This window comes from Pedobacter petrophilus (assembly GCF_009674725.1).
In the GTDB taxonomy this organism is placed as follows: Bacteria; Bacteroidota; Bacteroidia; order Sphingobacteriales; family Sphingobacteriaceae; genus Pedobacter; species Pedobacter petrophilus.
This window is the reverse complement of the sequence record NZ_WKKH01000031.1, coordinates 24,855-36,869: the sequence shown is the minus strand read 5'-3', so window position 1 is coordinate 36,869 and position 12,015 is coordinate 24,855. Positions and strand designations below refer to the sequence as shown.

At 41.4% G+C, this 12,015-nt stretch carries 6 protein-coding genes; 1 reads left to right on the top strand and 5 read right to left on the bottom strand.

The window, feature by feature from the left end; all coding sequences use genetic code 11:
- Positions 1-63: 63 nt before the first annotated feature.
- A complete protein-coding gene (locus tag GJU39_RS17020; RefSeq protein WP_154282203.1) occupies positions 64-1,317 on the top strand; it encodes a glycoside hydrolase family 28 protein in 1,254 nt (417 codons plus the stop codon).
- Between the two features lie 267 nt (positions 1,318-1,584).
- Here GJU39_RS17020 and GJU39_RS17015 read toward each other — a convergent pair whose 3' ends face one another.
- From GJU39_RS17015 to GJU39_RS16995, 5 genes are read right to left on the bottom strand one after another with little or no spacing between them, the layout of a single operon-like run.
- Positions 1,585-3,957 (bottom strand): glycosyl hydrolase 115 family protein, encoded by a 2,373-nt coding sequence (locus GJU39_RS17015; RefSeq protein WP_154282202.1) that lies wholly within the window; start codon positions 3,955-3,957, stop codon positions 1,585-1,587.
- Between the two features lie 7 nt (positions 3,958-3,964).
- Positions 3,965-5,377: a family 43 glycosylhydrolase gene (locus GJU39_RS17010; protein ID WP_209437670.1), complete on the bottom strand. Its 1,413-nt coding sequence runs from the start codon at positions 5,375-5,377 to the stop codon at positions 3,965-3,967.
- A gap of 54 nt (positions 5,378-5,431) precedes the next feature.
- Positions 5,432-7,048, bottom strand: a complete 1,617-nt coding sequence (locus GJU39_RS17005; protein WP_209437669.1) for a family 43 glycosylhydrolase — start codon at positions 7,046-7,048, stop codon at positions 5,432-5,434.
- The gene (locus tag GJU39_RS17000) at positions 7,045-8,712 is read right to left on the bottom strand and encodes a GH39 family glycosyl hydrolase (RefSeq protein WP_154282200.1); all 1,668 of its coding nucleotides are present in this window, start codon (positions 8,710-8,712) and stop codon (positions 7,045-7,047) included. Before GJU39_RS17000 ends, GJU39_RS17005 begins: the two co-directional genes overlap by 4 nt.
- 32 nt (positions 8,713-8,744) lie before the next feature.
- Complete coding sequence (locus GJU39_RS16995) at positions 8,745-11,708, bottom strand: glycoside hydrolase family 2 protein (protein WP_245227980.1); 2,964 nt, start codon at positions 11,706-11,708, stop codon at positions 8,745-8,747.
- Positions 11,709-12,015 lie beyond the last annotated feature (307 nt).

Here is a 12,015-nt window from a genome sequence, read left to right as displayed (position 1 = left end):
GCTTCATCATTTATTTTTTTTGAAATTAATTGAGCCAAAAGCCAAATCTGTACCCTCAAACCTATGAAACAAATACTTGCACTTTTTCTGATTCTTGCTTTTTTTTACACTGCGAATGCGCAGGAATACGATATTACTAAATTCGGTGTTAAAAACGATAGTACAATTCTTCAGACTAAAGCCATTCAGAAAATAATTGATAAAGTTTTTGCAAAAGGGGGAGGAACGATCGTGGTTCCAAAAGGTACCTATTTGAGCGGAGCATTGTTTTTTAAAAAGAAAACAAGTTTAGTGCTTCGGGATGGGGCAGTGCTAAAGGGGTCTGATGAGATTAAAGATTACCCGTTTATCCCATCCCGTATGGAAGGGCAAAGTTTAAAATATTATGCGGCGCTGGTGAATGCTTACCAGGTTGATGGTTTTAGCATTAGTGGTCCGGGAGCGATTGATGGCAATGGCTTAAAATTTTGGAAGGGCTTTTGGGCTCATCGCGAGGCGATGAAAAAAATAGGAAAGGAAAGCACTAATCTGGAGGTGAGCAGACCAAGATTAATCTTTATCTGGGGAAGTAATGGCGTAAATATTCAGAATGTAAAACTCCGGAATGCAGGTTTCTGGACTACCCATTTATACCAGTGTAATGATGTGCTTATTGAAAAGGTTGATATCCGTTCGCCATTTAAACCGGTGAAAGCTCCAAGTACTGACGGAATAGATATTGATGTTTGTAAACGGGTTATGGTGCGGAACTGCTATATTTCTGTAAATGATGATGCGATTGTGATTAAGGGTGGAAAGGGGCCAACAGCGCATAAATTGCCACAAAACGGTATTGTAGAAGATGTGCTGATTGAAAACTGTACTTTCGGTCAGGCCCATGCTACACTTACACTTGGAAGTGAAAGTATTCATGCAAAAAACATCACTATGAGAAATTGCGTGGTGAATAATACTTGTCCGATTTTGAAATTTAAAATGCGTGGCGATACCTTCCAATTGTTCGAGAATATTACTGTAGACAATATTACCGGAAGTAGCGGTGCCGTGATCGATTTAAATCCATGGAGCCAGTTCTTTAACCTTGCAGGCAGCGCTGAGAAACCCTTCGGCATAATTAAAAATATTACGATATCGAATATTAAAGTAACGGGCACTAAATTCGGCGAAATGCAGGGGAATCCGTCAGATCAGTTATCTAATTTTACTTTTAAAAACATTGATGTAACTACAGCAAAACCTGTGCTCATAAATAAGTATTCAGATGTGAAGTTCGAAAATGTGGTGGTGAACGGTAAGCCTTTGGAAGTTACGAAGTAGCTAGAAGGGGTATCGTTATGCGTTGCTCGTCTACCGTCTGCTCTTTGCTTTTAGCTTTGGTTTTCTGCTTCCTCGCTTGCGCTAGTTTTTAATGAGTGCAGTATTCTACAGCGATTTTATTGCATTTTACTTCGTCATAGACGAAGAGATATTCCGCACTCGTTCGGAAACGAGCGCGAACCCTACTTGCTTGCGTTCGTTTTAACGAGTGCAATATATCCACGCGGTTTTATCGCTTTTTTTACTTCATCAAAGCGGAAAAAAAATTTACTTTAGTCTTTCCGCTTTCCAAACCTTAAGCTGGTCGAGCACCACACCCTCATCCAAAGCTTTAATTGAAAATATATGCAGGCCCTTTTTTTTCAATAACTTCGTTTTCGTTATTCTTATCGCCTGGTTTCTCAGTACATTTTCCTTCCATTCTTCATTTCGGTCTACCGTATGAAAATCCACAACCTGCAAAAGTGCGCCGTCGAGGAAAATTTCATAACGAATCGATTTTCCATCTACGGGATGATTCGGGGCAAGGGCTACTTCAATATTAACAGAATCCGCACTTAGGTTTCTAAAATGATAAGATACCAGATCTCCTTTTTTCAGGCTCACTGCACCGCTATTGTATCCCAAGCCATGTGCGGCTGGTTTTGTACCTTTAAAAGATGAATATGCAGAACCATCAGCAACTGCTAATGGCATTTTGAATAAATGTAGTGGTACTTTTGATTCGGTATGCTCCACTTTCTGAAAAACCGCTAAATCCCGTGGTTGGGCACTCATCATATTTTTCCATTTCCCCTTACCCAGCGAATTATATCGGACTGTCAATTCCTGAATGGCATCATAGGCCTCATCACTTTTCGCCCATTCGGCTAAGCCATGTCTGGCTAACTCTGCATATAAGTGCTTTTTATTCATTTCTGCGGCGCCCCTCACCGGGTATTCCACCAGCTGAAACCAGGCATCCAGTTTCTCTGGCGAAATAGACTTAGAAAGCTCAATTACTTTACTTGCCAATAGATCATAGGCTTTGATGCGAGCCTTAATTTCCTGCTCGTTCCAAGGCAAATCTGCAACCTCCTTAAATTTTGGATCCTTTTCTTCAGTTCGTGTATTGGCCATAAATTCAGGTTTCCGGATATAGGCAAGGCGATAATACTCATTCATTACTGCGCGTGAGGCAGGTGCATTTTTGGCACCGAATTCGCGGCTCAGCCAATTTTCTAAATGCCGGTCTAAACCTTCTTTGCTATTATCAATCTTGTTAATATCCCAGGCCATATCTAAAAACAACTCTGTGAGGTATTCGGCAGGCTTAATATCGCCAACATTGAGCATCCAGATGTCTTTTGCGCCCTTATCGTAGGCCATTTTCATCTGTGTATAAATTTGTGCTGGGTGATTGGTGGCCAGCCATAGGTAATCATGCGGACGACCCCAGTATGAAATGTGGTAATATACACCGTTACCACCTTTACGTTTTCGCTCCGTTTCATTTGGAAAATGCCGGATATAACCATAATTATCGTCGCACCATAATAAGGTCACATCATCGGGAACTTTCAAGCCCATATTATACACCTCCAGCACTTCTTTATAAGGGATAAAAACCTGAGACACCTTTTCAGGATTGCTGTTTAGTGTATTCTTAATCATTTCACGCTGATCTTTCAGTACATTTACCAGCGCATCTTTCTGTTCTTGCAAGGTATTGGCGCCCTGCATTTTACCATCGTGTACGCCTCTGATGCCGAGTGTATAAAGATTGTCAGAGTTTTGAAGTTGCGTTACGCGATCCTGCCAAAAATTAAGCACATTTTTACGGTTATTAACGAAATCATAATTCCCTTTACCATCAATTTTCCATTCGGTATTTGCATTTCGCATCATCGGTTCACAATGAGAGGCGCCCATCACAATGCCATATTTGTCAGCCATTTCTTTATTGCCAGGCGTTTGGTAAAAAGCAACCGAAACCTCGTGCATGGCTGGCCAGTAGGTGTTTGCACGGAGGCGCAGCAGCAATTCAAAGATCCTGGCACTTGTTTTCGGCCCGATTTGGCCTTTAATTTTAGAAGGCTCGTTGGTGAGGTAACTCCAGGGTGTTAAACCCCAATCTTCATCATTAATAAAAATTCCCCTATGGACTACTGATGGATGTTCAAACAAACTGAAACCATTTTTAAGCACTACTTTATTTTGTTTTTCGATAGCAGAATCTGCCCACCATTCCCAGGGCGACACACCGATACGTCTGGATAGTTCCAGAATCCCATACGCCGTTCCACGTTTATCGCTTCCTAAAATATAAACTTTATCGTTCTTTACCTGGATTACATAGCCTTCCTGATGAAGTTTTAGATCTCGAATAAAGTTCAAATCGATGCCTTTTTCAGCCTCAGAACCATTACCCAGGGTGCCGATGAAGATTTGGGCATTGCCGCTGATATTAACTTTTCCGGCAAACACAGCGTTATAATCCCGGCCGAAAATTTCTAAGGCGGTGTTTACCACAGCTGCTTCTTTGGCTGAAATGGCAATATTTACATTGGTGTCTTTTTTAAAAGCAAAATCTGCGAAAACAGGGCAGGGAAGGGCAAGGGCGAATACGGCAATGATGGTAATGAATTTCTTAAAATGCATATTAATATTATTCTTTGATGATCAGTTTAGAGATGGTGATATTATTGGCAGTGCTACCGTACTTTGTTTTTTTCTTGTCAGACCAATTTGGTCGCTCGCCGGCAGTGGAAATTGTTAATTTATATTCACCTTTTGGCAAAACAGGACTTAAAAAAACCAGCCTCGAAGCAGAAGTTTTCGCATACATATCGACCAGGTTTTTTATCCGTATTTTCCCTTTTTTATCAGTTAGAACAATGCTGGCGTAACCGTTGTCTGGTCGTACTACCGTTTGCAATCCAATTTGGGTGCCATTGAATGTAAAACTGCAGGATGCGTTTACAGCTTGCGACCGACTTACCAGATCAGCTTCTATTACTGATTTATCCCAATCTCCAGCGTATTGAAGCTGTTTGTCATTACGCTCAATTACACGATACTTGATATTCTTTTCAACAGCCAGGCCGGTTTTTGGGTCTATCGTCCAGGCATCTAAATACTTTGGAAGTGAGATCGAATCCCCATAAAATTTAACAGGTTGCCAAACGTAAGTTGCAGCAGAAAGCTGACGCGGATAAGACCATCGGTCGCCCATAAACAGGTAAGTTGTATCTTTGCTGCCCGCAATTTTCAATACAAATGTGGTTTGCGAGTTCCAGGTAAGCTGATCTTTTGGTGTAAGTAATCCGCCATAAACCCATGGCCCTGATAATGATTTTGCTGTATAGTAGTAGTTATCGTTTTTCTCCCAAGAGGTTAAATGAGAACCGATAAAATAATAAGTATCACCTTTTCTGAAAAGCGTGGGAGATTCAAAACCTGAGATAATCTGTTTGTTGGTTTCTGCAATGATAGATTTATAATCATCGCTGAGCTGATGAATAACACCACCGTGGGTAAGCAAATAACCTTTGCCGTCATCATCCTGGAAAGTGCCCATATCCCACTTTTTTATCGGCATGCCATGATATAGCAATGCGCCTTTAAATTGGTACGGGCCCGTTACTTTTTTGGAAACCGCATAACCCACAAACTGATCCTGGTAACCAAGTGTGTCTACGTGCATATACATGATAAATTCACCTGTTTTTAGGTTTTTCATTACTTTCGGCCTTTCTCCAACCCGGTTTGGTCCAAGCTTTCCGCTTAATTGAACCGGCAAGGCAATTCTCTCAAACTCCCAGTTGTTAAGATCTTTTGAAGAGTAACAATTGAAGCCAGCAAAAGCGTTACTGGTATCGGTATGGGCTTCGCCAAAAAGATAAAATAAATTCTTCTCTTTAATGATGTTGCCACCATGTGCACTAACTACATTTCCATGCTGATCATACCAGGGTAAACCTGAATAGATAGCATCTGTTTTACCGGATTGTTGTGCATATGATAGTTGGTAAGAGAATGCAAAGGCAAGGGCTAATAATACGATGTTTGAGATCTTCACCGCTTGAGATTTACAATAAGTCATTCAGTGTATTTACTATTCATTTCAAATTTACTATTTCATTTTCACCAGGGATACATCATCAACCAGGCAAAAAGCATTGGCTTCTCCACTGGCGATAAATCCAATTTCAACCTTGCCTCCTTTAACGGTAATCTTGGTTGAAATGGTTTTCCATTCCTTATTTTCACCTGTGATGGGGTATTTCGCTTGCTTATTTCCACTTAAAGCATACATTGCCAAGACTTTGAAGCCTTTGCTGTTTTTTATTTTGGCCGTAAAGGTGTAATTACCATCCGGTAACTTAACATAAGGAGAGGAAGAGATAACCTGCGAAACTTTGCGTTCAAACGCAATCTGATCACTGATGTTTAAACTTTTTTCGCCGACTACTATTTTTCTTTCAAGTATGGTATTAAAATGGTTTAAATCTGGTGATGAAGTACTATCTAAACTAACCTGATTGCCTTTTGTAATTTTTGTTTCCCAACCAGTTAAGGTGGTTTGTACCGGTTTTATCACACTTGGAATCCGTTTCCGATCGGCTTCAAAACTGCCGTTTTTAACATAATTATTATTGGCAGCGACTGTCCATTTTCCGGTAATGGCATTTAAGTTCCATGAATGAAGCGAATTAAAATATGGCGTTGAACCATTAAAGGAAAGCGGACACCACTGGTTGTAGCCCAGGCCATTTCCAGCAAAGTCAGACCAGCGATCGCCACAATAAATTACCGTTTCGGTTTCCGTTCCTTTTACATTTACAAAAAATCCGGTTTGAGAGATGTGTGCATAGTCTGCCTCACTTCCATTGGTTACCAGCATTTTATTTGTTGGAAGGAAAGGGCCGCGTACATCATCAGCTACTAAATAATAAGCCAAGGAGCCATCCCAGCCATAAATATTTGATGCGTACATGTAATATTTTCCCTGGTATTTGAACATGCAATTTCCTTCCCGGCTTTCGCCCTGAAAAATTTGTTTGCAATCCAGCAGGTCTACCTTTCCAGCCTTTACACCGATTTCTGAAACATAAATTTTGTTTCGTCCCCTGCCGTAGGAATATACCAGATAAGATTTGCCGGTATCTTCATCTGTAAAAACGGTTTGATCTCCGGTATTTGAAGTGCCAATCATGGGCTCCATATTAATCCGCTGGTGCCAGGCAAAGGGGCCGGCAGGCGAATCGGATACGGTGATGAGCACCTGGTTGCCGTGCTGAACAAACATGGCATATTTGTTTAGTTCCTTAACATAGGCTACACCTAAACGGCCAACCCAGGTTTTTCCAGATTTATTAGTCTCTGCTTTTGTAAGCACATTGCCTTCTTTTTTCCAGTTGATAAGGTCGGTAGCGCTATAGCAGGTTACCGATTCAAAAGTAGCATTCGGTTGCGTAACTGACGGATCATTTCGATAAAGATCAGCCTCTGCATAATGAACGCCATACCAATAGTACTTTTTGATGCCTGTTTTTGGGTCTTCGAACTTGAAAATCCCACCGCCCTGGCTGTTAACCGGCTGACCATCCTGTGTATTCCAGAAAGAATCGTTTTTAATATTGATGTTCTGCGCAAATGCATTTTCGGTAAAAAGAAACAGCATGGCAAAAAGCATCGGGCAGGCGGCGAAGGTATTTTTGTAAATCAAATTTATTCTTTCACTTTTCATTTTATACTCAATAGGGAAACGCCTTGTCTGGGTAATGCGAATTTAAACGGACCATCGCCACTGTTATGTTTTACAGGTTTGCCGATGGTTTTTAAATCGCTCGATTTTGCCAGTTGTGAGATCTGAACTGCAGTTGGCATCTTTGGCGATCCCATTTTTTTCCAGGCCTCATAAGAATTACTGTATTCATCATCAATGCGGTATTGGGTAACTGTTACCGTTTTTTTGTTTAAGCCAGTCAGATATACAGAAACCGAATCCACAGGTCCTTTTTTGTCTTCATCATGGTAATTCCAAACCAGAACAGTGGCCGTTTGTTGATCAGTTGCCGCAATTACGCCGACATCTGGAGTGGCTTTTCTAATGCTGGAATCTAATACCGTTTTTAGTGAATACATGTGGCTGCTTTCTACTTTCACCCTGTTACCCTTCATCATGCCTAACATTTTGAAGACATTCAAAACGGGTTTGTTAATGCCATTTGTTGCCAGATCTCTGAATCCTGCAAACCAGGGCTGGTTCTCAAATTCGAACGACCAGCTCACGGCGCCTAACAGATTGATTTTATATAGATCTGTCAATTCGTAAAGCCTTGCAAAAGATGCAGCCGTATAACTCGAATACATGGTGCCATTACGGTAGGCATTTTCCGGGTTGGTAGACATGCCACAGGCGGCACAACCTTCCGGATCAAATTCACCAATGATTACCGGAATGTTTTTGAGTTGAGGATATTTGTTGATGACTTTATAGTTCGATTCTACATTGCGGAGTTCGGTGCGAAGGTTCATTACCACCACATTGTTTACCACTTTGGGCGAACCCTTCGCATGAAACAAAACAGCATCTAACGGAGAACCGATTTTGCCGGTGACGTAATTGGTATCTGTGAGGCAGTGTTTTAGAAAAGCATCCAGGTATTTGCTTCCACCTCCGGTTACATTTGCACCGCCGATTTTTGCGCCGGGTAATGCCCTTTTCAAGCCATCGGCTGCGTAGTCATATAATTTGAAAAACTCTGCCTGCGTACCTTTCCAATAAGCACCATCAGCTTCATTCCAAACCTCCCAATACCAGCTTTCTACTTCTTTTTGGCCGTATCTTGCAACGCAATGTTTTACCCACTCGTATACCAGGTTCCCCCATTTTTTGTAATCTTTTGGAGGATAAGCCCAGCCTGTTAAAATTTCCTCATAACGAGTACCCGGCTTCCATTTGTGCTGATAGGGTTGGGGCTTGATGGATAAAGCTTCTGGCATAAAGCCGATTTGTGCCAAAGGTTTCATTCCACGTTTTACGTAGGTGTCGAAAATCCGGTCAACGATGGTCCAGTTGTAAACCGGATTGCCATTTGCATCTTCTGTATAGGCATTTGTTGAACCCCATTTCAGCGCCGGTGTACCATCGCCGGAAGTTAACAAATTATGCGTCCGTACGTAAACCGGCACAGGACTTAATCGAGAAAGATCAGTTAATAGTTTCTGCCCGTCCTTCATATAGGTATAATTCGGTTCGTCGTAGCCAAACCATGCCCAAATGGGTTTCATTGTGCCAATTTTACGGTCGAAGTTGATTTTAAGATCTGCTTTATTTTGAGCAAAACTGCTATTTGCTGTTCCAAAGCAGAGCAGTAATACAACAGCAAGTTTAATATGATTGGTCATAACTATGGATAAATAGTATTCAATTTGTACTGTTATTTAGATTCGTAAATTTCTGCTTCGATGATACTTAAGCCACCTTTGGATTTTGTTTCGGCCCTTTCAATACCATCATCTAATTTTTTGCCATTCACTTCTACCCCAATTTTTTCGCTTTCAGCGGTAGCTTCGCCCGAATTTAACAACTGTACCGTTACCGTTTTACCTTTTGTTGGCTTACAAATGGCCGTAAAATAACCTAAACCAGGTACGGTATTTCCCTTGAAAACTTCCCTGCCATCAACCAAAATCCGGATGGGGTATATTTTAGTTCTGAAGCCATTCACTTTGAGTTCCACCTGTGTAACCGTGCTGGCTTTTTCCAGTTCATATTTAATCCAGGCAGTATTGATGTTTCCATCGTTAACCCAGTCGCTTAATTCGTTATCATCATAGCTAAATCTGGTTTTATCGCCATTGGCACCAGCCGTAGCATTCACAATTTTTACCGCTTTTCTAGTCACCTGGTAAGTCTGTTCGGCAGGTGTAGCGCCTCGTTTTAAGCCCGGCTTTAAACCATCTGCCGGGAGTTGAGTAGATAATCCGTTTAAAACCCGAACCGGTAATGTTTCCAAGACAATCGCTGCCTGCTGCAATCCATCGGCCTTCGCGGTGATGTTGATTTTTCCTGCATTTGTAGTTGATCTGATCAGCACCCGGTTTACGCCACCCTCTACTGGCAGTTGTTTAGATAATATGTAATTATCCGGCCCTTGCGCAATACCACCGCGCCACTCACCCGGGCCGGTAATTTCGAAATTAATCATATTTAAAGCAATAGGACAACGCGCTCCCATGGCATCAACTACTTCTACTTGTACCAGCGCCAGGTCCGCACCGTCTGCCTTAAAACCAGTAGGGTTTTGGATTGGAGTGAGTTTTAATGCAACTGGCTGGCCCGAAGTTTTGATTTGCATCTTTGCCAGTTTGTTGTTTTTAGAATCATAAGAAATCGCTTTTAGCATTCCTGCCTGATAAGCCACATCTTTAAAGGTGTAAAGGAATCCATCGCTTTTGATGCCGAAACCGAGCGACTTTCCATTTAAGAATAGTTCAGTTTTATCTCCAGAAGCCACTACATAAATATTCTTTTTTGTCCCCGCATTGTAATTCCAGTGACCGATGATATGAATACCTGTCTTTTTTGCATCCACCCAGCCATTCCACATTACCTGATGGGCGAAAAAAGCATCTTTAGGGATTCTCATCGCATCTACTTCACCACTGCGGCGGTAGTTTTCTTCACCACGATAATGGGTATTTGAATCAGAAAAAATAATATTTACGCCGCCCGAGCTCACGCGGGTTCCGGTTCCTGGTCTTTCTTTATAATATTCGTTCCATCGGATTACGTTTTCAATGGCATGTGTATCCTGATTCCGATTATAAACGCTTGCATCGGCTCCTTTATAAAGTGGCCCAGCACCGTCTTTATGAAAAGGAGGGGAGAACTCATCCCAGTATTTTCTCAATCCTTCATCTCTGGCATATTCCATAGACCATAGCGGTTTGGTTGCACTTTTATTAATGTATAACATTTCGCCGCCATACTCTGCCGCAGGAATATCCAGCATTTCCCTTGAACCTATGGCTCTTCCGCCATGCAGATCAAACTGATCCCGGATGGCTTTCATTTCTTCCATGTGTGCAGCGCTGATGGATTCGTTTCCACACTCATAAAAAAGTATACTTGGATTATTTCTATTGTAGATAATAGCATCCGTCATCACAGCTTTCCGCTGATCCCAGCGTACGCCTGTTACATCTTTTTCAGCATCACCGGCGGGCATCGCCTGAATTAAACCTACTCTGTCGCACGATTCTACATCCTGTTTCCAGGGTGAAATATGCATCCATCGTACCAAATTCGCATTGCTTTCCACCATCAGTCCGTTGCTGTAATCGCTTAACCAGGCGGGTACTGATAAACCGATGGCTGGCCACTCATTACTGGTACGTTGTGCATATCCTTTCATCATTAATACACGGTCGTTCAAATAAACCATGCCATTTTTGAATTCACCTTTTCTGAAACCGGTTTTCGTCGCCAGCTCATCAACAACTTTTTCATTTACCTGCAAGCGTGAAGTTACGGTATACAGATAGCCGTATCCCCAGCTCCAGAAGTTGAGTCCGTTAACCAATGATTCGGCCTTGAGTGTCGTTGTGCCGCCTGCCGGAATGTTTTGTACTGCGGAACTAAATGTTTTGATCACTTTCCCATCAGCATCTTTAATTTCGACTTCATATTTAACATTTTGAGCCGCGGAGGTTTCATTTTTAACTTCCGATTCGGATACAATTGCAGCACTTTTACCCGTAATATTGAAATTTTTGGCATAGATGTAATTACCGGTTGTTTTTAAAATTGCATTTAGCGGCAAGGTTTGGTAAAGCTTTCCGGTTACGTGCAAACGGACGTTTTTTGAGATGCCACCATAATTTGCATTGAAATTTTTATCACTCCATTGATAGCCGGAGTTTGTTGCCTTTTCTTTATAGTTCCAGGCATTGTCGATTCTAACGGCGAGAACATTATCTTTTTCAGGGTCGATTAAACTACTGATATCGAATCCGAAAGCGGTAACACCGTTTTCATGCCTGCCGATGAATTTTCCATTCAGGTAAAACTCTCCAGCTTGTCTGATGCCTTCAAATTCCAGGAAAATTTTCCGGTCTTGCACATCTGTAACTTTAAAATGTTTGCGGTACCAGGCGATGCCGGTAGACAATTGTTCAATTGATTTTTTAAATGCTTCATCTTCATTCCAGGCATGCGGAAGGGTAATTGACTTCCATTTTGAATCATCAAATTCACCCGATTCTGCACCTTGCTGATCGCCAACAAATAACTTCCACCCGGGATTAAAGTTGTATATTTTACGAACCGGGTTATCCGTTTGTGCCTGGGTATAGCTTGCCATCAGACCGCAAAATAATAGAAGAAAGAATTTGAGCATTTTCATTTAGCAATTTGGATAAGATGTATATTTTAAGATAATTAGCATTTGGTTTGATGTATTAGTGCATGAACAACTTCGTTATGCATAAAAAATGATCCGCGTAAAATGATAGCAGATCTTTTAATTTCGCCAATGCCGAAAAATGATAGTTATTGAAGGATATTTGGCTAGATACTTCTACGATTTTACCGTTTATTAACTGTAAAGCCATCCTGTTCCATCCTGCAAAATATGCCATAGATCTGTTACAAAAGAAATTAACGATCGTTTCAATCGATTGAAAAAATGGAAGTGAAAATTATTA